The sequence below is a fragment of the Bacillus sp. GW823-FHT06A10 genome, assembly GCF_058795375.1.
Genome location: NZ_JBXAHT010000008.1, coordinates 33,622 through 58,432, shown reverse-complemented (window position 1 = coordinate 58,432; position 24,811 = coordinate 33,622). Strand labels below are relative to the sequence as shown.

Annotated in this window: 25 protein-coding genes and 2 other annotated features; all 25 genes read left to right on the top strand. The window is 37.8% G+C overall.

Features of this window, described 5'->3' with window-relative positions:
• The first annotated feature begins 282 nt into the window (after positions 1-282).
• The 25 genes from ctsR to rpoB all read left to right on the top strand — a co-directional run bounded on the left by ctsR (position 283) and on the right by rpoB (position 24,791).
• A complete protein-coding gene (ctsR, locus tag AC1Q8M_RS27250) occupies positions 283-744 on the top strand; it encodes a transcriptional regulator CtsR (protein ID WP_001244560.1) in 462 nt (153 codons plus the stop codon).
• A 170-nt stretch (positions 745-914) separates the two neighbouring features.
• Positions 915-1,463 (top strand): protein-arginine kinase activator protein McsA, encoded by a 549-nt coding sequence (mcsA, locus tag AC1Q8M_RS27245; protein WP_000128385.1) that lies wholly within the window; start codon positions 915-917, stop codon positions 1,461-1,463.
• A gap of 4 nt (positions 1,464-1,467) precedes the next feature.
• Positions 1,468-2,532 carry a protein-arginine kinase McsB gene (mcsB, locus tag AC1Q8M_RS27240; RefSeq protein ID WP_000050836.1) on the top strand — a complete coding sequence of 355 codons (1,065 nt, stop codon included), beginning with the start codon at positions 1,468-1,470 and terminating at the stop codon, positions 2,530-2,532.
• A gap of 22 nt (positions 2,533-2,554) precedes the next feature.
• The gene (gene clpC / locus AC1Q8M_RS27235; RefSeq protein WP_000971170.1) at positions 2,555-4,990 is read left to right on the top strand and encodes an ATP-dependent protease ATP-binding subunit ClpC; all 2,436 of its coding nucleotides are present in this window, start codon (positions 2,555-2,557) and stop codon (positions 4,988-4,990) included.
• Between the two features lie 95 nt (positions 4,991-5,085).
• Positions 5,086-6,462 (top strand): DNA repair protein RadA, encoded by a 1,377-nt coding sequence (gene radA / locus AC1Q8M_RS27230; protein ID WP_001085199.1) that lies wholly within the window; start codon positions 5,086-5,088, stop codon positions 6,460-6,462.
• Between the two features lie 3 nt (positions 6,463-6,465).
• Complete coding sequence (gene disA / locus AC1Q8M_RS27225) at positions 6,466-7,539, top strand: DNA integrity scanning diadenylate cyclase DisA (RefSeq protein ID WP_000392164.1); 1,074 nt, start codon at positions 6,466-6,468, stop codon at positions 7,537-7,539.
• Between the two features lie 160 nt (positions 7,540-7,699).
• Entirely contained in the window at positions 7,700-8,803 is a 1,104-nt protein-coding gene (locus AC1Q8M_RS27220) for a PIN/TRAM domain-containing protein (protein ID WP_000919679.1), read from the top strand.
• Between the two features lie 16 nt (positions 8,804-8,819).
• Positions 8,820-9,500 carry a 2-C-methyl-D-erythritol 4-phosphate cytidylyltransferase gene (ispD, locus tag AC1Q8M_RS27215; protein ID WP_000288307.1) on the top strand — a complete coding sequence of 227 codons (681 nt, stop codon included), beginning with the start codon at positions 8,820-8,822 and terminating at the stop codon, positions 9,498-9,500.
• Positions 9,501-9,616: 116 nt separating this feature from the next.
• Entirely contained in the window at positions 9,617-10,093 is a 477-nt protein-coding gene (ispF, locus tag AC1Q8M_RS27210) for a 2-C-methyl-D-erythritol 2,4-cyclodiphosphate synthase (protein WP_098855670.1), read from the top strand.
• An 89-nt stretch (positions 10,094-10,182) separates the two neighbouring features.
• Positions 10,183-11,640, top strand: a complete 1,458-nt coding sequence (gltX, locus tag AC1Q8M_RS27205) for a glutamate--tRNA ligase (RefSeq protein WP_000415150.1) — start codon at positions 10,183-10,185, stop codon at positions 11,638-11,640.
• A gap of 47 nt (positions 11,641-11,687) precedes the next feature.
• Positions 11,688-11,933, top strand: a binding site (T-box leader).
• Between the two features lie 138 nt (positions 11,934-12,071).
• Positions 12,072-12,737, top strand: coding sequence for a serine O-acetyltransferase (gene cysE, locus AC1Q8M_RS27200; protein WP_000476500.1), 666 nt, complete (start codon positions 12,072-12,074; stop codon positions 12,735-12,737).
• Positions 12,718-14,115: a cysteine--tRNA ligase gene (cysS, locus tag AC1Q8M_RS27195; RefSeq protein ID WP_000152273.1), complete on the top strand. Its 1,398-nt coding sequence runs from the start codon at positions 12,718-12,720 to the stop codon at positions 14,113-14,115. The genes cysE and cysS overlap by 20 nt, the downstream gene beginning before the upstream one ends.
• 2 nt (positions 14,116-14,117) lie before the next feature.
• Positions 14,118-14,525 carry a Mini-ribonuclease 3 gene (locus AC1Q8M_RS27190; RefSeq protein WP_000564261.1) on the top strand — a complete coding sequence of 136 codons (408 nt, stop codon included), beginning with the start codon at positions 14,118-14,120 and terminating at the stop codon, positions 14,523-14,525.
• Entirely contained in the window at positions 14,522-15,265 is a 744-nt protein-coding gene (gene rlmB, locus AC1Q8M_RS27185) for a 23S rRNA (guanosine(2251)-2'-O)-methyltransferase RlmB (protein WP_000093765.1), read from the top strand. The genes AC1Q8M_RS27190 and rlmB overlap by 4 nt, the downstream gene beginning before the upstream one ends.
• Positions 15,266-15,268: 3 nt before the next feature.
• Positions 15,269-15,781: an NYN domain-containing protein gene (locus AC1Q8M_RS27180; protein ID WP_000997887.1), complete on the top strand. Its 513-nt coding sequence runs from the start codon at positions 15,269-15,271 to the stop codon at positions 15,779-15,781.
• 67 nt (positions 15,782-15,848) lie between these two features.
• On the top strand, positions 15,849-16,508 hold the full coding sequence (locus tag AC1Q8M_RS27175; protein ID WP_000387198.1) for an RNA polymerase factor sigma-70: 660 nt from the start codon (positions 15,849-15,851) through the stop codon (positions 16,506-16,508).
• Between the two features lie 136 nt (positions 16,509-16,644).
• Positions 16,645-16,791 (top strand): 50S ribosomal protein L33, encoded by a 147-nt coding sequence (gene rpmG / locus AC1Q8M_RS27170; RefSeq protein ID WP_014481927.1) that lies wholly within the window; start codon positions 16,645-16,647, stop codon positions 16,789-16,791.
• A 32-nt stretch (positions 16,792-16,823) separates the two neighbouring features.
• On the top strand, positions 16,824-17,003 hold the full coding sequence (secE, locus tag AC1Q8M_RS27165; protein ID WP_001241323.1) for a preprotein translocase subunit SecE: 180 nt from the start codon (positions 16,824-16,826) through the stop codon (positions 17,001-17,003).
• Between the two features lie 131 nt (positions 17,004-17,134).
• Entirely contained in the window at positions 17,135-17,668 is a 534-nt protein-coding gene (gene nusG, locus AC1Q8M_RS27160) for a transcription termination/antitermination protein NusG (RefSeq protein ID WP_000415794.1), read from the top strand.
• Positions 17,669-17,835: 167 nt separating this feature from the next.
• A complete protein-coding gene (gene rplK, locus AC1Q8M_RS27155; RefSeq protein WP_001085872.1) occupies positions 17,836-18,261 on the top strand; it encodes a 50S ribosomal protein L11 in 426 nt (141 codons plus the stop codon).
• A gap of 176 nt (positions 18,262-18,437) precedes the next feature.
• Complete coding sequence (rplA, locus tag AC1Q8M_RS27150) at positions 18,438-19,130, top strand: 50S ribosomal protein L1 (RefSeq protein ID WP_002094239.1); 693 nt, start codon at positions 18,438-18,440, stop codon at positions 19,128-19,130.
• 49 nt (positions 19,131-19,179) lie between these two features.
• Positions 19,180-19,323 (top strand) — a sequence feature (ribosomal protein L10 leader region).
• A gap of 39 nt (positions 19,324-19,362) precedes the next feature.
• Entirely contained in the window at positions 19,363-19,863 is a 501-nt protein-coding gene (rplJ, locus tag AC1Q8M_RS27145) for a 50S ribosomal protein L10 (RefSeq protein ID WP_000048718.1), read from the top strand.
• A 67-nt stretch (positions 19,864-19,930) separates the two neighbouring features.
• On the top strand, positions 19,931-20,290 hold the full coding sequence (rplL, locus tag AC1Q8M_RS27140) for a 50S ribosomal protein L7/L12 (RefSeq protein ID WP_000159737.1): 360 nt from the start codon (positions 19,931-19,933) through the stop codon (positions 20,288-20,290).
• A 76-nt stretch (positions 20,291-20,366) separates the two neighbouring features.
• The gene (locus AC1Q8M_RS27135; RefSeq protein ID WP_000763269.1) at positions 20,367-20,966 is read left to right on the top strand and encodes a class I SAM-dependent methyltransferase; all 600 of its coding nucleotides are present in this window, start codon (positions 20,367-20,369) and stop codon (positions 20,964-20,966) included.
• Positions 20,967-21,257: 291 nt separating this feature from the next.
• Positions 21,258-24,791: a DNA-directed RNA polymerase subunit beta gene (gene rpoB / locus AC1Q8M_RS27130; protein WP_000147553.1), complete on the top strand. Its 3,534-nt coding sequence runs from the start codon at positions 21,258-21,260 to the stop codon at positions 24,789-24,791.
• The last annotated feature ends 20 nt before the right edge of the window (positions 24,792-24,811 follow it).

The window sequence follows — 24,811 nt, the reverse complement described above, 5'->3', positions numbered from 1 at the left end:
GAACACGGAAGTTAAGCTCTCTAGCGCCGATGGTAGTTGGGACCTTGTCCCTGTGAGAGTAGGACGTCGCCAAGCAACTAAAACACGAGTCAAATGACTCGTGTTTTTTCGTGTTTTATTTTATAATCCATAGTAATAAAAAATGTGTTTAAAGTATTCATATTTTGTTTAAATACAGGGGAATGTGGCTAGGATAGTGAATAAGCAAAAGAGTTGCAAATTTTATTAATACGTATATAATTAAAGTCAAAGATAGTCAAAGTCAATAAAGGTGGCGGATAAATGAGAAATATATCTGATATCATTGAGCAATATCTAAAGCAAGTTATTGACTTAAGTAATAATAATGTGATTGAAATCAAGAGAAATGAGATTGCGGATCGATTCGAGTGCGTACCATCTCAAATCAATTATGTAATCAATACCCGTTTTACGTTAGAAAGAGGATTTGTAGTAGAAAGTAAACGTGGTGGAGGAGGTTACATTCGCATTATAAAAGTCAAACTGCATGATGATATAGACATTATTGATCAAATGCTTCATATGATTGATCATAGCGTTGCGCAAGGGAATGCAGAAAGTATGATTATACGTTTAATAGAAGAGGGAATCATAACAAATCGTGAAGCGAAACTGATGTTAAGTGTAATAGACCGTTCTGTATTATCAATGGATGTTCCTTCTCGAGATGAACTTAGGGCTCGAATATTATGCGCAATGTTAAGAACACTGAAATATAAATAAATATAACTTTTGTAAAAGATTGATAACTAAGATAAAGCAGTTAAATATTGTAGAAGTTTTGAAAAAGAACATGCACTTTTATTTAAATGGATTCAGGAAAGCGAACAATCTAGTAATGTATGAAAAGTACCATGAGATAGAGCGTTCCTGTTGTAAAGGTGGGGATAGTGATGACTTGTCAAAACTGTAACATAAGACCAGCAACTTTACATTATACAAAAGTAATTAACGAGAAGAAGGCGGAAGTTCATCTTTGTGAGCAATGTGCAGAGCAAAGTGGCTATACGTCTTTCTTTCAATCATCGCAGTCTAACTTTTCATTTCATGATTTATTTGCTGGTTTATTACACGGTGAATCAACAATGTTTGAAGAAGGAAAAAATGGATTTTCAAATGCAGATATAGTAAGGTGTCCAGATTGTAAGATGACATATGAACAATTTACAAAAGTCGGACGTTTTGGCTGTTCTTCTTGTTACGATACATTTAAGGAGCATTTAAAGCCATTATTAAAACGCCTTCACGGTGGGCATACAGAACATTGTGGAAAAATTCCGGAACGTATAGAAGGAAATATCCACTTAAAGAAAGAATTAGATGAACTAAAACTTATTCTGAAACAATACGTACAGAAAGAGGAATTTGAGAAAGCTGCAGAGGTAAGGGATAAAATCCGAGGTCTTGAAATACAGCTTAGTGAGCATAGGGAGGGGGAATAATTCTATGTCACTGGACAAAATTATGAACGAAGCAATTAGTCCATGGATGAAGGGGGATGGCCCTGATTCTGATATTGTTTTAAGTAGTCGAATTCGTTTGGCTCGTAATTTTAAACAATATCAATTTTCCACTATGCAAAACGAAGAAGAAGCTAAACAGATTCATGAACTATTCAAAAAGAAATTTATAAATAAAGCAGTAGGGTCCTTTGGGGAGTTTGGACTATTAAAGATGAATGAATTAACCCCTCTTCAAAGGAGAGTTTTAGTCGAAAAGCATTTAATTAGTCCAAATCTTGCAGGGACAGAATATGGAGCATGTCTACTATCAGAAAGTGAACATATTAGTGTTATGCTTAATGAAGAAGACCATATTCGGATTCAGTGCCTATTTTCAGGATTACAGTTATCAGAGGCGCTTCAAAGCGCCAATCAAATAGATAATTGGATTGAGAAAGAAGTTGAATACGCTTTTGATGAGTCACTTGGATATATTACAAGTTGTCCTACTAATGTTGGCACAGGGTTAAGAGCTTCTGTGATGATTCATTTACCGGGACTGGTTTTAACAAAAAGAATTAGCCGTATTATACAAGTAATTCAAAAATTAGGGTTAGTAGTAAGAGGAATATACGGTGAAGGTAGCGAAGCGTTAGGTAATATATTTCAAGTTTCAAATCAAATGACGCTAGGAAAGTCTGAAGAAGATATTATTGCAGATTTAAAGAGTGTCATTCAACAAATTATACAGCAAGAAAAAATAGCTAGAGAATTAATTGTACAAAATTCAAGTATTGAACTTGAAGATAAGGTTTATCGTTCTTACGGCATACTAGCAAACAGTCGTTTAATTCAATCTGCAGAAGCAGCCAATTGCTTATCGGATGTACGACTTGGTATTGATCTAGGATATATAAAAGGTATATCGAGAAATATTTTGACTGAGCTAATGGTTCTTACACAACCAGGTATTTTACAACAATACGCAGGTGGACCTTTAGGGCCAGAAGAAAGAGATTATCGAAGAGCAACCTTAATCCGTGAGCGATTACGTATTGAAAAAAACTAAGCGCAAGTAGGAGGCGATTTCTATGATGTTTGGAAGATTTACAGAAAGAGCACAGAAAGTATTAGCTTTATCTCAAGAGGAAGCAATTCGTATTGGGCATAATAATATTGGAACAGAACATATTTTACTTGGGCTTGTACGCGAAGGTGAAGGAATTGCAGCAAAAGCATTAATTGCTCTTGGATTAAGTCCAGAGAAAGTTCAAAAAGAAGTAGAAGCGTTAATTGGGCGTGGAACAGAAGCTTCTCAAACTGTACATTATACACCTCGTGCTAAAAAGGTTATTGAATTATCTATGGATGAAGCGCGTAAGCTAGGCCATTCTTACGTTGGAACAGAACACATTTTACTCGGTTTAATCCGTGAAGGTGAAGGTGTAGCCGCACGTGTTTTAAATAATTTAGGTGTAAGTCTAAATAAAGCAAGACAACAAGTTTTACAACTTCTTGGAAGTAATGAAGCTAGTTCAGGTCATCAAGGTGGTTCAGCATCAAATGCAAATACACCGACACTTGACAGTTTAGCAAGGGACTTAACAGTTGTTGCGCGTGAAAATCGCTTAGACCCTGTTATTGGACGTGGTAAAGAAATTCAACGTGTAATTGAGGTATTAAGCCGTAGAACGAAAAACAACCCAGTATTAATTGGTGAGCCTGGTGTAGGTAAAACGGCAATCGCAGAAGGATTAGCACAGCAAATTGTAAATAATGAAGTTCCTGAAACTTTAAGAGATAAGCGTGTTATGACACTAGATATGGGTACAGTGGTAGCTGGAACGAAATATCGCGGTGAATTTGAAGATCGTTTAAAGAAAGTGATGGATGAAATTCGCCAAGCAGGCAATATTATTCTATTTATTGATGAGCTTCATACATTAATTGGTGCAGGTGGAGCAGAAGGTGCAATCGATGCATCGAATATTTTAAAACCATCTTTAGCACGAGGAGAGTTACAATGTATTGGGGCAACAACTTTAGATGAGTATCGTAAATATATTGAAAAAGACGCGGCTTTAGAAAGACGTTTTCAACCAATTCATGTTGATGAGCCAAGTTTAGAAGAATCGATTCAAATCTTGAAAGGTTTACGTGATCGTTATGAGGCGCATCACCGTGTATCTATTACAGATGACGCTATTGATGCAGCTGTAAAACTTTCAGATCGTTATATTACAGATCGCTTTTTACCAGATAAAGCAATTGATTTAATTGATGAAGCTGCTTCAAAAGTTCGCTTACGTTCTTATACAACACCACCAAACTTAAAAGAGCTTGAAGTGAAGCTTGAGGAGATTCGAAAAGAAAAAGATGCAGCTGTACAAAGTCAAGAATTTGAAAAGGCTGCATCCTTACGTGATATGGAGCAACGCTTACGTGAGAAGTTAGAAGATACAAAACGTCAATGGAAAGAGCAACAAGGAAAAGAAAATTCAGAGGTTACGGTAGAAGATATTGCAAATGTCGTTTCTACATGGACGCGTATCCCAGTTTCTAAACTTGCACAAACAGAGACTGATAAATTATTAAATTTAGAATCCATTCTCCATGATCGTTTGATTGGTCAAGATGAAGCAGTAGTAGCTGTAGCAAAAGCTGTTCGTCGTGCAAGAGCAGGATTAAAAGATCCGAAGCGCCCAATTGGTTCATTTATTTTCTTAGGGCCAACAGGTGTAGGTAAAACAGAACTTGCAAGAGCACTAGCAGAATCTATGTTCGGTGATGAAGATGCAATGATTCGCATCGATATGTCAGAATACATGGAGAAGCATTCTACTTCCCGTTTAGTTGGTTCTCCTCCAGGATATGTTGGATATGAAGAAGGTGGACAATTAACAGAGAAAGTTCGTCGCAAGCCATATTCAGTTGTCTTATTAGATGAGGTAGAGAAAGCTCATCCGGATGTGTTTAATATTTTACTACAAGTATTAGAAGATGGTCGTTTAACAGATTCTAAAGGACGTACAGTTGATTTCCGTAATACGATTGTTATTATGACGTCTAACGTTGGTGCCGAGGCGTTAAAACGTAACAAACATCTTGGATTTAATGTACAAGATGAAAGCCGTGATTATTCGGATATGAAAGGTAAAGTAATGGATGAGCTGAAAAAGGCATTTCGTCCAGAATTCTTAAACCGTATTGATGAAATTATCGTATTCCATATGCTTGAGAAAAAACATATTCAAGAGATTGTAACTCTTATGGTAAATCAGTTAGTTAATCGCTTAAAAGAACAAGAAATCGAATTGCACTTAACGGAAGGGGCAATTTCAGCTATTGCAGATAAAGGATTTGATCGTGAGTATGGCGCTCGTCCACTTCGCAGAGCAATTCAGAAACATGTAGAAGATAGACTATCAGAAGAACTTTTAAAAGGTGCTATTGAGAAAGGACAAAAAGTTATCTTTGATGTAGAAGGAGAATCATTTGTCATTCATAGTGCGGAAAAGGTAAAATAAGTATAGACAAACAAAGAGGGCTACGCGATAGCCCTCTTTCTTGTACGAGAAGGATAAACGTTTATAGACGAAAGTGAAGTGAACTATAAAAAGGTATGGCTAAAAAGAAAACGAAATTTATATGTCAAGAATGTGGTTATCAGTCACCAAAATATATGGGTAAATGTCCTGGATGTGGTCAATGGAATACACTTGTTGAAGAAATGGAGCCAGTTGTATCATCTAGGCGCCTTAATTACGCGAATGCAATTCAAACGGAAGTAACAAAACCAAGACGTCTTACCGAAGTAGAAACAAAGTCTGAGGCACGTATTGAAACGGAATTTCAAGAGTTTAATCGTGTGCTTGGTGGTGGAATTGTAGATGGGTCCTTAGTGCTTATTGGTGGAGACCCTGGGATTGGAAAATCAACATTACTATTACAGATTTCATCACAATTAGCAGATTCTTCATATGATGTATTATACATATCGGGTGAGGAGTCGGCAAAGCAGATTAAACTTCGTGCAGATCGTTTGCATGTAAAGGGTAGCAATCTATTTGTTGTAGCAGAGACAGACCTGCAGCGTATTGCAGCACATATTGAAGAGATGAATCCAGCTTTTGTTGTTATTGATTCTATTCAAACGATACATTTACCTGAAGTGACGTCAGCACCAGGAAGTGTGGCACAAGTACGTGAATGTACAGCGGAATTAATGAAACTTGCAAAAACAAAAGGAATCCCTATTTTCATTGTCGGGCATGTGACAAAAGAAGGAGCAATTGCAGGACCTCGTATGTTAGAACATATGGTCGATGCAGTTCTTTACTTTGAAGGAGATCGACACCATACGTATCGTATTTTACGGGCTGTGAAGAACCGTTTTGGTTCCACGAATGAAATGGGTATCTTTGAAATGAAAGAGCTTGGTCTTGCGGAAGTTTTAAATCCTTCTGAAATCTTCCTTGAGGAAAGGCCGGTTGGTGTTGCAGGATCAACAGTAGTTGCTTCAATGGAAGGAACAAGACCGGTTTTAGTAGAAATACAAGCATTAATCTCCCCCACTAGTTTTGGAAATCCTCGAAGAATGGCGACGGGAATTGATCATAACCGTGTTTCGCTTATTATGGCAGTATTAGAAAAAAGAACAGGTTTACTATTGCAAAATCAAGATGCATATTTAAAAGTAGCTGGTGGTTTGAAATTAGACGAACCGGCAATTGATTTAGCAGTGGCTTTAAGTATAGCCTCAAGTTTTAGGGATAAATCTACGGCACCAACTGATGCAGTAATAGGAGAAGTAGGATTAACTGGAGAAATAAGAAGAGTATCAAGAATCGAACAACGTGTACAAGAAGCGGCTAAATTAGGATTTCAACGTGTTATTATTCCTAGAAAAAACTTAGGAGGATGGACAATTCCGGATGGGATTGAGGTTGTAGGTGTTTCTAATTTAGGAGAAGCGCTTCGTTTGACATTAGGAGGCTAGGCTATGGAAGAAAATAAGCAACGTGTCAAAAGTATGATTAATATTTTACAGCTCGTGGCCCCAGGAACACCACTGCGTGAAGGGATAGATAATGTACTTCGCGCACAAACAGGGGGGCTAATTGTTCTTGGATATAATGAGCAGATTAAAAGTATTGTGGATGGTGGTTTTCACATTAATTGTGCATTCTCTCCTGCTAGTTTATATGAATTAGCAAAAATGGACGGGGCACTTATTTTAAATGAAACGGGAAGTAAAATTTTAATAGCGAATGCACAGTTAGTTCCAGAGGCATCTATTGATTCTATTGAAACCGGTATGCGTCACCGAACAGCAGAACGTGTAGCGAAGCAGACGGGCAGCCTTGTTGTGGCCATTTCACAAAGACGTAACGTAATTACGCTATATCAAGGGAACTTACGTTATACACTAAAAGATATAGGGGTTATTTTAACAAAGGCAAACCAAGCTATTCAAACGTTAGAAAAATATAAGGCTGTATGGAATGATGGTATTACGAATTTGGGCATTCTAGAATTTGAAGAGGTCGTTACAATGTCTGAGGTAGTTCACGTTTTACATAGTGTTGAAATGGTACTGCGTATTAAAAATGAAATATTGAGCTATATTCATGAGCTAGGAACAGAAGGTAGGTTAATTCGTTTACAGCTTACAGAATTACTAGCTGATTTAGAAGCAGAGGCAGCATTGTTAATTAAAGATTACCATCAGGAGAAAACACAAGACCATCATCAAATTTTGAAAAAGTTACAGGACCTTGCAAATACACAACTTTTAGAGGATAGTGATTTAGTTAAATTACTTGGTTACCCAGGGCAAACCAGTTTAGAAGAAAGTGTGACGCCAAGGGGATATCGAATTACAAGCAAAATCTCTCGTGTTCCGCCACTTATCATTGAAAATTTAATTAATCGATTCAAAACGTTGCAAGGAGTTTGTCGCGCGACTATTCATGAATTGGATGATGTGGAAGGAATTGGGGAAGTAAGGGCGAAGAAAATACGAGAAGGCCTAAAAAGAATTCAAGAGCATCTATATATGAGTAGACACAATTAAGAATATTACATTGATTCCATAATATAACGACACTAGAACATTTTTGGTATATGATATGATATATTGGTAAATAAAACTATTTATAAAAAAACACGTCCGCTTTTGCATTCGGCGTTTTGATTAGCGAAACAATGGTTAATAATGAGTAGGAGGTGGTTGGATGTTAAAACGGATCGTACAGCTCTTCTTTCTAGTGATCGGGGGAGCGTTAGGGATTTACTTAATCCCAAAAGTTATTAATGTATTAGACATCGGTGCTGTTCCTTTATTGGAAGGATCGTATGTTCGTGCGATTATTGGTGCAATTATTTTATTTTTAACAACATTTTGGCTTGTAGATTATATTGTTCAACTTATTAAGCATATTGAAGAGGCTCTTGTAAAGGCGCCTGTAGCAGATGTTTTATTTGGTACATTAGGATTGATCTCTGGTCTTATTGTTGCATATTTAATTTTAATACCGATTCGTGAATTTACAATTCCGGTTATTAGTACGGTATTGCAAGTGTTCTTCACTCTTTTACTTGGATATTTAGGATTCCAAGTAGGATTTAAAAAGAGGAATGAATTGCTAGGATTATTTACATTACCCCAACGCGGAGGTAAGAAGAAAAATAATAACGAGAACGAAGAGGCAGAAGCAGAAAAATCTACGACTCATTGGAAAATTCTCGATACGAGTGTAATTATCGATGGACGTATTGCTGACATTTGCCAAACGAAGTTTTTGGAAGGAACAATTGTGATTCCACAATTCGTATTAGAAGAGCTTCAGCATATTGCCGATTCTTCCGATGCTTTAAAGCGTAATCGTGGTCGCAGAGGACTAGACATTTTAAATCGTATTCAAAAAGAGATGCCGATTCCGGTAGAAATTTATGAAGGCGATTTCGAGGATATTCAAGAGGTGGATAGCAAACTTGTAAAGTTAGCAAAAATCACCGGTGGAACTGTAGTAACGAATGATTTTAACTTAAATAAAGTTTCTGAATTACAAGGAGTAACAGTGTTAAACATTAATGATTTAGCTAATGCAATTAAACCAGTTGTACTCCCTGGCGAAGAATTAAATGTTTATGTTGTGAAAGATGGTAAAGAGCAAAACCAAGGTGTTGCGTACTTAGATGATGGTACGATGATTGTAGTAGAAGATGGTAGAGAGTATGTAGGTTCGCAACTTAATGTACTGGTTACTAGCGTATTACAAACATCAGCTGGTCGTATGATTTTCGCAAAACGTAAATTATTAGAAAAAGCATTATAGGTAGAGGATTATTAATATGTATACATTAATTATTCCGGCAGCCGGCCAAGGAAAGCGGATGGGTGCTGGCAAAAATAAGTTGTTCTTACTTATAAATGAAGTACCGATTATCGTTCATACATTACGTGCTTTTGAAAGAGATAAAGCGTGCAAAAGTATTGTTATGGCAATTAACGAAGAGGAACGCCCGTATTTTGAAGAATTAATGCAGAAGTATCCGATTGAAAAACAGGTACAATTTATTCAGGGTGGAGCCGAAAGACAAGATAGTGTATATAACGCGATTCAGCATGCGAGTGATGTTGAATACGTTCTTGTACATGACGGAGCGCGCCCATTCGTAACGAATAAAGTGATTCAAGATGTATTAACAGCAGCAGAAAAATATGGAGCTTCCATTTGTGCAGTGCCAGTAAAGGATACAGTTAAGAAGGTAGAGCAAGGTGTTGTTGTCGAAACGGTAGAACGATCTCAGCTTAAGGCTGTACAAACACCGCAAGGGTTCTCTGTTTCTCTTTTGCTAGAAGCTCATAGAAGTGCAAAACAGAGCTGTTTTCTTGGTACAGATGATGCAAGTCTCGTGGAACGTATTGGAAAGCAAGTAGGTGTAGTAGAAGGGAGTTACTATAATATTAAAGTGACGACTCCAGAGGATTTACTAATTGCTGAAAGTTTCCTTCATGTTCTGAAAAAATAGCCGTGATGGTGTATAACAAAGAAAAGCTCGGCAATGGCCGGGCTTTTCTTTGTAAGGATATCGATATAATATAGAGTCATAAAGCTCAGTGGTTTAGCTCAAGGAGGATGTAAAGAATGTTTCGAATTGGACAAGGTTTTGACGTGCATGAATTTGCAGAAGGTAGACCGTTAATTATTGGCGGAATTACAATTCCACACGAGAAAGGATTAATCGGCCATTCAGATGCAGATGTATTGTTACATACGATTGCTGATGCATGTTTAGGTGCCATTGCAGCAGGAGATATCGGAAAGCATTTTCCTGATACAGACCCAGCTTTTAAAGATGCAGATTCAGCTGTATTGTTGCAAAAAGTTTGGGAATTTGTGCGTGAACAAGGTTACGAGTTAGGGAATTTAGATTGTACAATTATTGCTCAAAAGCCAAAAATGGCACCGCATATTGAAAGTATGCGTAAACGTATTAGTGAACTGTTAGAAACGTCTATAGATAAAATTAATGTAAAGGCAACTACAACAGAAAAATTAGGATTTACAGGTAGGGAAGAAGGAATTGCCTCTCAAGCAGTGGTATTATTACAGAAAAAATAATGGTTTTTAATTCGTAAGATGGATAATCACATTTTTTTGTTGTACAATTATAGAATGTGTAGACATTAAGAATGGAAGGTGTACCAATTATGGAAAAGCAAGTGAGAGTGCGCTATGCGCCAAGTCCAACAGGACACTTACATATCGGAAATGCGCGTACGGCATTATTTAATTATTTATTTGCTCGTCATTTAGATGGCAAGTTTATTATTCGTATTGAAGATACTGATGTAAAACGTAACGTGGCTGGTGGAGAAGAAAGCCAATTAAAATACTTAAAATGGCTCGGTATGGACTGGGATGAAGGTGTTGATGTTGGCGGTGAATTTGGACCATATCGTCAAACAGAGCGTTTAGATATTTATAAAAAATTATATCTAGATTTATTAGAGCGTGGTTTAGCTTACAAATGTTATATGACAGAAGAAGAGCTAGAAGCAGAGCGTGAAGGACAAATTTCTCGTGGTGAAACACCTCGTTATGCAGGTAACCACCGTGATTTAACTGAAGAACAAATGAAAGAATTTGAAGCTGAGGGACGTATTCCGAGTATTCGTTTCCGTGTACCAGCTAATCGTGATTACACATTCAAAGACATCGTAAAAGACGAAGTTGCATTCCATTCAAATGATTTTGGTGATTTTGTTATCGTGAAAAAAGATGGAATCCCAACTTATAACTTTGCGGTAGCAGTAGATGATCACTTAATGGAGATTACACATGTACTTCGTGGTGATGATCATATTTCAAACACGCCAAAACAAATGATGATTTATGAAGCTTTCGGTTGGGATATCCCACAATTCGGTCATATGACTTTAATTGTAAATGAAAGTCGTAAAAAATTAAGCAAGCGTGATGAATCTATTATTCAATTTATTGAGCAATATAAAGAGCTTGGATATCTTCCAGAAGCAATCTTTAACTTTATTGCGCTATTAGGTTGGTCACCAGTAGGTGAAGAAGAAATCTTCTCTAAAGATGAGTTTATCAAAATGTTTGATGCAGCTCGTTTATCAAAATCACCTGCATTATTTGATTCTCAAAAACTAAAATGGATGAACAACCAGTATATGAAAAAGCAAGATTTAGATACGGTTGTAGAGTTAAGTTTACCGCATTTAGTGAAAGCTGGACGTGTGGGAGAAACTTTAAGTGAACAAGATCAAGATTGGATCCGTGGTGTAATTGCTTTATACCATGAACAAATGAGTTTTGGAGCTGAAATTGTAGAGCTTTCTGAAATGTTCTTCAAAGATCATGTTGATTATGAAGAAGAAGGACAAGAAGTATTAAAAGGTGAACAAGTACCAGAAGTACTTCGTGCATTTGCTGGTCAAGTAGAAGCACTAGAAGCGATGGAACCAGCAGCAATTAAGGCGGCTATTAAAGCAGTTCAAAAGGAAACAGGTCATAAAGGTAAAAACTTATTTATGCCAATCCGTGTTGCAACTACTGGTCAAACACATGGTCCAGAGCTTCCGAATGCTATTGCACTTCTTGGAAAAGAAAAAGTTTTAAATCGTCTTCAAAAAGTAATTGGTTAACATTTTCTAGGTTTAGAAATATAATAAGTATACTTAAAACCTAATAAGGAAAAGCGACGAGAAGGAGAAGTAGAAAATCAGGCTTTTTACAGAGAGAACCACCTTTAGGCTGGAAGTGGTTTATAAGTGGATTTTTGAAATGCCCCTTCGAGTCTTCTGCTGAACAGTAAATTGTTTTGCGAAACGTCTTAGGGCGTAAAGTAAGCAGAAGCGGTGTACACCGTTATCAGAGATGAGTTTGAGGCTTTTTTAGCCTAAACAGAGTGGAACCGCGCTTATAAGGCGTCTCTGTCAATATGACAGAGACGCCTTTTTTTATACCGTAAAACTAGGTATGAGTATAAATTTTATCTACTTGTATAAAGATTTAGGGAGATAAGTAGGGAGTTAGTTCACTCGAAAAAGCAGCCCATAAAGGGGAGGGAACGTCGATGTTTAAGAGGCTTCGGGAAGATATTGAAGTCGTTTTTGAACAGGATCCAGCGGCAAGAAGTTATTTCGAAGTCATTTTGACTTACTCTGGATTACATGCAGTTTGGGCCCATCGAATTGCACATGCTTTTTATAAAAAAAATTTCTTCTTTATTGCACGTTGGATCTCACAAGTTAGTCGTTTCTTTACTGGCATTGAGATTCATCCAGGAGCAACAATTGGTCGTCGTTTTTTCATAGACCATGGAATGGGGGTTGTAATTGGAGAAACGTGCGAAATTGGTGATAATGTAACGATCTATCAAGGGGTTACATTAGGTGGTACGGGTAAAGAAAAGGGAAAGAGGCACCCTACAATTCAGGATAATGTATTAATTGCAACAGGTGCTAAAGTACTAGGTTCTATTACAGTTGGAGAGAATTCTAAAATTGGAGCAGGTTCTGTCGTATTAAAAGAAGTCCCTGCACATTCTACAGTTGTAGGTATACCTGGCCGAGTCGTTATTCAAAATGGAGTAAAAATCGGTCAAGAATTAAATCATTCTGACCTTCCAGACCCAATTTTTGATAAGTTAAAGGTCATGGAAGTAGAACTTGATAAATTGAAAAAACAACTTGAAGTAAAGGTAGAAAGGAAGGATAAAAATGACTATTCACATTTATAATACGTTAACACGTCAAAAGGAAGAGTTTACTCCATTAGAAGAAAATAAGGTAAAGATGTATGTGTGTGGACCTACAGTTTATAACTATATTCACATTGGGAATGCAAGACCACCTATGGTATTTGATACGGTACGCCGTTATTTAGAATATAAAGGGTATGATGTGCAGTATGTGTCCAACTTTACTGACGTAGATGATAAATTAATTAAAGCAGCAAATGAATTAGGTGAAGATGTGCCGACAATTGCTGACCGTTTCGTTGAAGCGTACTTTGAGGATGTAACGGCACTAGGTTGCAAACACGCAACAGTTCATCCGCGTGTAACGGAAAATATGGATATTATTATTGAATTTATTCAAGAACTTGTGAATAAAGGATATGCATATGAATCAGAAGGTGATGTGTACTTTAGAACGAAGGAATTCGAAGGATACGGTAAATTATCGCATCAACCAATCGCAGACTTACGTCACGGTGCGCGTATTGAAGTAGGAGAAAAGAAACAAGACCCTCTTGATTTTGCTTTATGGAAAGATGCTAAAGAAGGAGAAATCTTCTGGGAAAGCCCTTGGGGGAAAGGTCGTCCAGGCTGGCATATTGAATGCTCGGCAATGGCACGTAAATACTTAGGAGATACAATCGATATTCATGCTGGTGGTCAAGACTTAGCATTTCCTCATCATGAGAATGAAATTGCGCAGTCTGAGGCGTTAACTGGAAAAACATTTGCACGTTACTGGATGCACAATGGATATATTAATATTAATAATGAGAAGATGTCTAAGTCATTGGGGAACTTTATTTTAGTTCACGATATCATTAAGCAATATAATCCGCAGTTAATTAGATTCTTTATGCTATCGGTACATTACCGTCATCCAATTAATTTCAGTGAAGAGTTATTACAAAGCACAAATAACGGACTGGAAAGAATTAAGACGGCTTACGGTAACTTAAAACACCGTATGGAAAGTAGTACTGATTTAACAGACCATAATGAGAAATGGTTAGCGGAACTGGAAAAATTCCAGACTGCATTTGAAGAAGCGATGAATGATGACTTCAACACTGCTAATGCAATCACTGAGTTATATAATGTGGCAAATCATGCGAATCAATATTTACTGGAAGAACATACGTCTACAGTGGTAATTGAAGCATACGTAAAACAACTTGAAACATTATTTGATATTTTAGGGTTAGAATTAGCGCAAGAAGAGTTGCTTGATGAAGAAATTGAGGCACTTATTCAAAAACGCATTGAAGCTCGTAAAAATCGTGATTTTGCATTATCAGATCAAATTCGCGATGACTTAAAAGACCGTAATATTATTTTAGAAGATACCGCTCAAGGTACAAGATGGAAAAGAGGATAAGAATGATTGATGCAAAGCAATTAAACAGCTTAGCGTTAGCATACATGGGTGATGCGGTATATGAACAATATATCCGCTATCACCTACTTCAAAAAGGGAAAGTTCGCCCTAATCAATTACATCGATTAGGGACGAGCTTTGTTTCAGCAAAAGCACAGGCGAAAGTTGTTTATCATTTATTAGAGACGGCGTTTTTGACAGAGGAAGAAGAGGCGGTATTAAGAAGAGGACGTAATGCAAATTCAGGTACAGTTCCAAAAAATACGGATGTACAAACATATCGACATAGTACAGCCTTTGAAGCGCTAATTGGTTATCATCATTTATTAAATAACCGTGAAAGATTAGACGAAATTGTATATAAGGCTATTGCAGTTTTAGAAGAAAAGGAAGGGGGCACATCATCATGAGTAGTGAATATATTATCGGACGTAACCCTGTAATTGAGGCGTTACGATCAGGGAGAGATATAAATAAAATTTGGATCGCAGAAGGTGCTGCCAAAGGACAAGTACAGATTGTACTAGCGTTAGCGAAAGAAAATAAGGTTATTTTACAACATGCACCAAAGAAAAAGTTAGATCAATTAGTTGAGGGTAATCATCAAGGTGTAATTGCTCAAGTAGCTGCATATCAGTATGCGGAGTTAGAAGAGTTATTTAAAGTGGCAGAAAAACGTAATGAAGATCCATTCTTCTTAATTTTAGATGAGATTGAAGATCCGCATAACCTAGGTTCTATTATGCGTACTGCTGATGCGACAGGAGCTCATGGAATTATTATTCCAAAGAGAAGGGCTGTGGGGCTTACAGCGTCAGTTGCGAAAGCATCAACAGGAGCGATTGAATACATTCCTGTTGCGCGCGTAACGAACTTATCCCGTACAATTGATGAATTAAAAGAACGTGGACTTTGGATTGCTGGTACAGATGCCAAAGGGAAAACGGATTACCGTAATTTAGATGGTAAAATGCCAATTGGGTTAGTAATTGGTAGTGAAGGAAAAGGTATGAGTCGTATTATTGGTGAAAAGTGTGATTTCCTAATCACTCTACCGATGGTTGGTAAAGTTACATCCTTAAATGCTTCCGTAGCCGCAAGTTTGTTAATGTATGAGGTATATCGTAAACGTCACGAAATTGGTAAATAAAAGATGAACGATATTTTAATCGTTGACGGTTACAACATTATCGGAGCTTGGGGAGATTTGAAGAAACTGCGGGATGTAGATTTACAATCATCAAGAGATGCACTTATTGATAAGATGGCGGATTATCAAGGTTATACAGGTACAAAAGTGATGATAGTCTTTGATGCCTATACAGTACATGGTATTGAAAAAAAGATGAAACAATCTCGTGTGGAAGTAATATTCACACGAAAGAATCAAACTGCAGACGAAAAGATAGAGCAACTTGCGATAGAGCTTAGAAATATAAATACACGAATATATGTTGCGACTTCTGATTACACGGAACAATGGGTTATATTTGCGCAAGGTGCCCTTCGGAAATCTGCGCGTGAATTAGAGTTGGAAGTACAGGCAATGGAGCAACAAGTAAGAAGGCGTACAAAAGACACGAAAGAACAGCAACCCGCCATGCGAAAGATATTTAGTAAAGATATTACAGAAAAATTAGAAAAATTAAGAAGAGGAGAGCGTTGAAGCATTGACGCTCTTTGTCTTTTTACTGTATAATATTGCTAAATAAATAGCGGTCGGAGGGATCAAGGTGGAAGCAGGCTTCGTAAGTGTAGGCGACGTTACATTTCGTGATTTAGAGGATGAGGCAATCGTTGAGTTAGTTCGAAAAGGTAATACTGACGCTCTAGAATATTTAATTCACAAATATAAGAACTTTGTTCGCGCGAAATCAAGATCTTACTTTTTAGTGGGTGCCGATCGAGAAGATATTGTTCAAGAAGGTATGATAGGATTGTTTAAAGCAATTCGTGATTATAAAGAGGACAAGCTGTCTTCATTCAAAGCATTTGCTGAACTGTGTATCACTCGACAAATTATTACCGCTATTAAAACGGCAACAAGGCAAAAACATATTCCCTTAAATTCGTATGTGTCTTTAGATAAGCCGATTTACGATGAGGAATCTGATCGAACATTATTGGATGTTATTTCTGAAGCGAAGGTAACTGATCCTGAAGAGATGATTATTAGCCAAGAAGAATATACAGACATAGAATCAAAAATATCAGAATTATTAAGCGATTTAGAAAGAAAAGTACTTTCTTTATATCTAGATGGGCGTTCTTATCAAGAGATTTCAGAACAGTTAAACAGACATGTGAAATCTATTGATAACGCTTTACAGCGGGTGAAGAGGAAATTGGAACGATATATGGAAATGCGAGAAAGTACAACTTTAAATTCATAACAAATAACAAGTGCAACAGGTGTAAAATAAATCACCTGTTTTCTTTTGTAGACAGTACAAAATGCATGTCATTGACATTGTCTTTTATTGTATGATACATTTTTAGGGACATAATGTTACAAGGTTGGTGTAACTAATGAGGAAAAAAGTTGTACTCTCATGTGAAGAGTGTAAAAATCGAAACTACTCTACTATGAAAGATACGAGCTCAATAGAGCGACTTGAAATAAAAAAGTTTTGTAAAACATGCAATCAGCATACAGTTCACAAGGAAACAAAATAAATAATTGAAATAATACACTGGAGGTCCCGCAGATGCGTTTAACGAACTTTTTCGGCGATGTAGGTCGCGAAATGAAAAAAGTAAGTTGGCCTAAAAAAGATGAATTACTCCGCTCAACAGCGACTGTTGTTGCTACAGTTGTGTTCTTTGCGATTTTCTTCGCAGTAGTTGATATGGGCATTTCTTCTTTAATTCGGTTAATTCTTGGTTAATTCTTGAATAAGAAGCACTTATCCATGATATAATGTTATTTATAAGAACTGTGTAAAAGCCCGGTGAACGGGTTTTTTCATTTGCGCAAAAAAATGTACGTCAGGGAGGGAAGGACGCTCGTCCTAAATGAATGGAAAAAAGTTGGTATGTTGTCCATACTTATTCTGGATATGAAAATAAAGTAAAAGCAAACCTAGAGAAGCGTGTAGAATCAATGGGTATGCAAGATAAAATTTTCCGTGTTGTTGTCCCGGAAGAAGTAGAAGTAGAAATGAAAAACGGAAAAGAAAAATTAATGAAAAGAAAAGTGTTCCCAGGTTATGTATTAGTAGAATTAATCATGACTGATGATTCTTGGTATGTTGTACGTAACACGCCGGGTGTAACTGGGTTCGTTGGTTCTTCTGGTTCTGGATCTAAACCATCACCTCTATTAGAAGAGGAAGTTGTTACCATTATGAAACATATGGGAATGGACAACGAAGTGGTTGATTTCGACTTTGAACTTCATGAGACAGTACGTGTAAATGAGGGGCCATTCGCAGATTATACAGGTGCTATTGAAGAAATTGATGTGGAGAAGAAAAAGGTTAGCGTACTTGTGGACATGTTTGGTCGCGAGACTCCAGTTGAACTTGACTTCCATCAAATTGAAAAATTATAAAATGAAACTTGAAATGAATTGTAAAAAGTGATAATATCTTTTAAGTCAGTACGTCTTCGTTATCGGAGACGTTTTTTGAAAGATTTTATCCTTACAGATAAAATATGACGTGGGAGGGCAAATCACTGTCCAATTGACCACATCACGGACTTAAGGAGGTGTGTCTCGTGGCTAAAAAGGTAATTAAAATGGTAAAGCTTCAAATTCCTGCAGGTAAAGCTAACCCAGCTCCACCAGTTGGTCCAGCATTAGGACAAGCAGGTGTTAACATCATGGGCTTCTGTAAAGAGTTTAACGCTCGTACAGCAGATCAAGCTGGTCTTATCATCCCTGTTGAAATTACGGTATTTGAGGACCGTTCATTCACTTTCATTACTAAAACTCCTCCTGCTGCTGTTCTTCTTAAGAAAGTAGCTGGTATTGAGTCTGGTTCTGGTGAACCAAACCGTAATAAAGTGGCAACTGTTAAGCGTGATAAAGTACGCGAAATCGCTGAAACTAAAATGCCTGACCTAAACGCTGCTAGCGTAGAAGCTGCAATGCGTATGGTTGAAGGTACTGCACGCAGTATGGGCATCGTTATCGAAGACTAATTCGATTTGTTTTTAAAAAAGGTTGCGGGTCTGGAATTCCAATTCGCAACCTTTATTATCGTAAATGATTATTGTTTTTAAATAAATGGATGGCGCTCATCCTCAGGTTATACCTGAAAACAGGCGTAAACGTGGGAGGTTATTCCGCTAAAACCACATTCGAGGAGGAAATAAAAATGGCTAAAAGAGGTAAAAAGTACGTAGAAGCTGCAAAGCTTGTTGATCGTGCATCTGCTTACTCTGCAACAGAAGCAGTAGAATTAGTAAAGAAAACAAACACAGCTAAATTTGATGCAACTGTAGAAGCTGCATTCCGTTTAGGTGTTGACCCTAAGAAAGCTGACCAACAAATCCGTGGTGCAGTTGTTCTTCCACACGGTACTGGTAAAGTACAACGTGTATTAGTGTTCGCTAAAGGTGAAAAAGCTAAAGAAGCTGAAGCTGCTGGCGCTGACTTCGTAGGCGATACTGATTACATCGGTAAAATCCAACAAGGTTGGTTCGATTTCGATGTAGTAGTAGCAACTCCTGACATGATGGGTGAAGTTGGTAAACTTGGTCGCGTATTAGGACCTAAAGGTTTAATGCCAAACCCTAAAACTGGAACAGTTACTTTCGATGTAACTAAAGCTGTTAACGAAATCAAAGCTGGTAAAGTTGAATACCGCGTTGATAAAGCTGGTAACATCCATGTTCCAATCGGTAAAGTATCTTTCGAAGATGCTAAATTAGTAGAAAACTTCAAAACAATCGCTGACACTTTATTAAAAGTTAAGCCATCTGCTGCAAAAGGTACTTACATGAAGAACGTAACAGTTGCTTCTACAATGGGACCTGGCGTACGCGTAGACGTTTCTACATTAGCGTAAAAATTGGAAGTTGACTTCATAAAGAAGATTTAATATAATCATTTATGTTGTGAATTTAAATAGTGTACCGTAGACAGTAGGTGTCAATAGACTTAATTTCCTACCTAGGTGTTAATATACGAAACGGAATTTTTTTCTGTGACTATATGCCTCCATGTCTACAAGTTGGGCATGGAGGTTTTTAGTGCACTTTCGGTACATCTTCTATATAATCTACAGGAGGTGTAATAACATGAGCAAAGTAATCGAAACTAAACAACAAGTTGTAACTGAAATCGCGGACAAACTTCGTGCTAGTAAATCTACAATTGTTGTTGACTACCGTGGTTTAACAGTTTCTGAAGCAACAGAATTACGTAAGCAATTACGTGAAGCTGGCGTTGAGTTCAAAGTTTACAAAAACTCTCTAACTCGTCGTGCTGCAGAATCTGCTGAAATGGCTGAGTTAAACGAATTCTTAACAGGACCAAACGCAATCGCGTTCAGTAACGAGGATGTAGTTGCTCCTGCGAAAGTATTAAACGACTTCGCTACAAAACATGAAGCTTTAGAAATTAAAGCAGGCGTAATCGAAGGTAAACTTGTAACACTTGATGAGGTTAAAGCAATCGCTACTCTTCCATCACGTGAAGGCTTACTTTCTATGCTTCTTAGCGTTCTTCAAGCTCCAATCCGTAACCTTGCACTTGCTACTAAAGCAGTTGCAGAACAAAAGGAAGAGCAAGGCGCTTAATTTTTTAAAAGATAATTACTTGTTATCTATAAAACAATACAAACCTATTTAAGGGAGGATATTTACAATGACTAAAGAACAAATCATTGAAGCAGTTAAATCTATGACTGTATTAGAACTTAACGACTTAGTAAAAGCTATCGAGGAAGAATTCGGCGTAACTGCTGCTGCTCCTGTAGCTGTAGCTGGTGGCGCTGGTGAAGCTGCTGCTGAAAAAACTGAGTTTGACGTAGTACTTGCAAGTGCTGGCGCTCAAAAAATCAAAGTTATCAAAGCTGTACGTGAAATCACTGGTCTTGGCTTAAAAGAAGCTAAAGAATTAGTTGACAACACTCCAAAAGCAATCAAAGAAGGCGTTTCTAAAGAGGAAGCTGAAGAAATGAAAGCTAAACTTGAAGAAGTTGGCGCTGCTGTAGAAGTTAAGTAATTAACTTTTGATGCTTTAAAAAAAGCTCGCTCTCATGCGAGCTTTTTTTTTAACTGTAAAGAAAAGAGGTGGCCATATGGCAGACCATTATTTTTCTAACGACCCTTCTAGTAAAAGTGATCGTAAACGATGGGAATTTCCACTTCGTGGATCTCAATTTACTTTTTTATCTGACCATGGGGTGTTTTCGAAAAACGAGGTGGACTTTGGTTCTCGTCTTTTAATTGAAGCGTTTCAAATGCCGGATATTAAAGGTGATATATTAGACGTAGGTTGTGGATACGGTCCTATTGGTTTGTCGTTAGCGAAAGAGTTTCAAGGTTGTGAAGTTCACATGGTGGATGTGAATGAAAGGGCGCTTGGGCTTGCGAAAGAAAATGCCGCTAATAACAGAATCGAGAATATACGTATTTTTCAAAGTAGCGTCTATGAAAATGTAGATGGCGAGTATGCTGCTATTCTATCTAACCCTCCAATTCGTGCGGGTAAGGATATCGTACATGAGATTTTAGAAAAAGCTGTGGAGTATTTAGTTCCAGGTGGAGAACTTTGGATTGTTATTCAAAAGAAGCAAGGTGCACCATCTGCGCTGAAAAAACTAGAAGAAGTATTTTCTGAAGTTGAGATTGTAGAAAAGAAAAAAGGATATTATATCATAAAATCAAAAAAACGTTGACGGTTATTTTTGGCTATGTTAACATTATACAATGCCAATATATGATTTTCTGCGTTGAGAAAGATGTATATTTTTGTTTCTCTTGGAAAAGATAGTAAAATCAGCAGATTATGAAACAGAATGATGGTTTTCTTATAGAAGCCATTTTTCTTTTTTGAGCAGGTAGAAAGACTCAACGTATTTATCTTTAAGAGAAAAAGACTACGCTAATAGCAGTAGTTGTATTTATTTGTGATTTTGCACAAATTTTTTTGTGCATTTATAATACTCATGATTTGAGGGGTGAAGCAGTTGACAGGTCAACTAGTTCAATACGGACGCCACCGCCAACGAAGAAGTTATGCCCGTATTAGTGAAGTATTAGAGTTACCAAATCTTATCGAAATTCAAACCTCTTCTTATCAGTGGTTTCTTGATGAGGGTTTGCGAGAAATGTTCCAAGACATTTCTCCGATTGAAGACTTTACGGGAAATCTATCGCTTGAATTTATCGACTACAGCTTAGGTGAACCTAAATACTCTGTAGACGAATGCAAAGAGCGTGATGTGACGTATGCAGCACCACTTCGTGTAAAAGTGCGTCTAATCAACAAGGAAACTGGTGAAGTAAAAGAACAAGATGTGTTCATGGGAGATTTCCCACTCATGACAGAGACTGGAACATTCGTAATTAACGGTGCAGAACGTGTTATCGTTTCCCAGTTAGTTCGCTCTCCAAGCGTATACTATAGTGGCAAAGTGGATAAAAACGGAAAACGTGGTTTTACTGCTACTGTAATTCCAAACCGCGGAGCTTGGTTAGAGTATGAGACAGATGCTAAGGATGTTGTATATGTGCGTATTGACCGTACGCGTAAACTTCCTGTAACTGTTTTGTTACGCGCATTAGGGTTTGGCTCTGATCAAGAAATCACCGAGCTTTTAGGTGATAACGAATACTTAAGCAACACATTAGAAAAAGACAACACAGATAGTACAGAAAAAGCATTGCTTGAAATTTATGAGCGTCTACGTCCTGGTGAACCACCAACAGTAGAAAATGCTAAGAGCTTACTTGTGTCTCGTTTCTTCGATCCAAAGCGCTACGATTTAGCAAATGTAGGTCGCTATAAGATCAACAAGAAGTTACACATTAAAAACAGATTGTTTAATCAACGTTTAGCTGAAACATTAGTGGATCCAGAAACTGGTGAAATTTTAGCGGCAGAAGGAACAATCTTAGATCGTCGTACACTTGATCGCATTTTACCTTACTTAGAGAAAAACATTGGATTCAAAACAGCGAAACCAATGGGTGGAGTGGTAGAAGGCGATGTTGAGCTGCAATCTATTAAGATTTATGCTCCTGAGTCGGAAGGCGAACGTGTAATTAATGTAATTGGTAATGCAAATATTACTCGTGATGTGAAACACATCACACCAGGTGATATCCTTGCTTCTATCAGTTACTTCTTCAACCTACTATACAAAGTAGGGGATACAGATGATATTGACCATTTAGGAAACCGTCGTCTGCGTTCTGTTGGAGAACTATTACAAAATCAATTCCGTATCGGTCTTTCTCGTATGGAACGTGTTGTTCGTGAGAGAATGTCGATCCAAGATACAAATGCAATTACACCACAGGCGCTAATTAATATTCGTCCTGTTATTGCATCTATTAAAGAGTTCTTCGGAAGTTCTCAGTTATCTCAGTTCATGGACCAAACAAATCCATTAGCAGAGTTAACTCACAAACGAAGACTATCTGCATTAGGACCTGGTGGTTTAACGCGTGAGCGCGCAGGCTTTGAAGTACGTGACGTTCATTACTCCCACTACGGTCGTATGTGTCCGATTGAAACACCAGAGGGACCAAACATCGGTTTGATTAACTCATTATCTTCGTTCGCGAAAGTAAATGAGTTTGGTTTCATTGAAACACCATATCGTCGTGTTGACCCAGAAACTGGTCTTGTAACAGGGCATGTTGATTATTTAACAGCAGATGAAGAAGATAACTATGTTGTAGCCCAAGCGAATATGAAATTATCTGATGAAGGTGAATTCCTAAGTGAAGATATCGTAGCTCGTTTCCGTGGTGAAAACATTGTCACAAATAGAGAACGCATCGACTACATGGATGTATCTCCAAAACAAGTAGTGTCGGCAGCGACAGCTTGTATTCCGTTCTTAGAAAACGATGACTCTAACCGCGCACTTATGGGAGCGAACATGCAACGTCAGGCGGTTCCGTTAATGAATCCGGAATCTCCGATTGTAGGTACAGGTATGGAGTACGTATCAGCAAAAGACTCAGGTGCTGCAGTAATCTGTAAACATCCTGGTGTTGTTGAGCGCGTAGAAGCACGTGAAGTTTGGGTACGTCGCTATGTAGAAGTTGACGGTCAAACAGTAAAAGGCGACTTAGATCGCTACAAAATGCAAAAATTCATTCGTTCTAACCAAGGAACTTGTTACAACCAACGTCCAATCGTAAGTGTTGGAAATGAAGTTGTAAAAGGTGAAATCCTTGCGGATGGTCCTTCTATGGAATTAGGTGAACTAGCACTTGGACGTAACGTGCTTGTTGGCTTCATGACTTGGGACGGTTATAACTACGAGGATGCGATCATCATGAGTGAGCGCCTTGTAAAAGATGATGTGTACACTTCTATTCATATTGAAGAATATGAATCAGAAGCTCGTGATACGAAGCTTGGACCAGAAGAAATTACACGTGACATTCCAAATGTTGGGGAAGACGCATTACGTAACCTTGACGAGCGCGGTATCATTCGCGTTGGTGCTGAAGTAAAAGATGGAGATTTACTTGTTGGTAAAGTAACACCTAAAGGTGTAACAGAATTAACAGCTGAAGAACGTCTATTACATGCTATCTTTGGAGAAAAAGCGCGTGAAGTACGTGATACATCACTACGTGTACCACACGGTGGTGGCGGTATTATCTTAGACGTAAAAGTATTCAACCGTGAAGATGGCGATGAATTGCCACCAGGCGTGAATCAACTTGTACGTGCATATATCGTTCAAAAACGTAAAATTTCTGAAGGTGACAAGATGGCCGGACGTCACGGTAACAAAGGTGTTATTTCTCGTATTTTACCAGAAGAAGATATGCCTTACTTACCAGACGGTACGCCAATCGATATCATGTTAAACCCATTAGGGGTACCATCTCGTATGAATATCGGTCAGGTATTAGAGCTTCATCTTGGTATGGCAGCAAGATACCTGGGCATTCACATTGCAACACCAGTATTCGATGGTGCTCGTGAGGAAGATGTTTGGGGCACAATTGAAGAAGCTGGTATGGCAAATGACGCGAAAACAATCCTGTATGACGGACGTACTGGTGAACCATTCGATAACCGCGTATCTGTTGGTGTCATGTATATGATCAAACTTGCGCACATGGTTGACGATAAACTTCATGCTCGTTCTACTGGACCATACTCACTTGTAACGCAGCAACCTCTTGGAGGTAAAGCTCAGTTCGGTGGACAGCGTTTCGGTGAGATGGAGGTTTGGGCACTTGAAGCTTACGGTGCTGCTTATACTCTTCAAGAAATCTTAACAGTGAAGTCTGATGATGTTGTTGGACGTGTTAAGACTTATGAAGCAATTGTTAAAGGCGAAAATGTTCCAGAACCAGGCGTTCCTGAATCATTCAAAGTATTGATTAAAGAGCTGCAAAGTTTAGGTATGGACGTTAAAATGATGTCTAGCGACGATACAGAAATTGAAATGCGTGATACAGAAGATGACGATGATCATCAATCAGCAGATAAATTGAATGTCGAAGTTGAGACAACTAAGGAATAATTGGGATAACCTGTAGACTA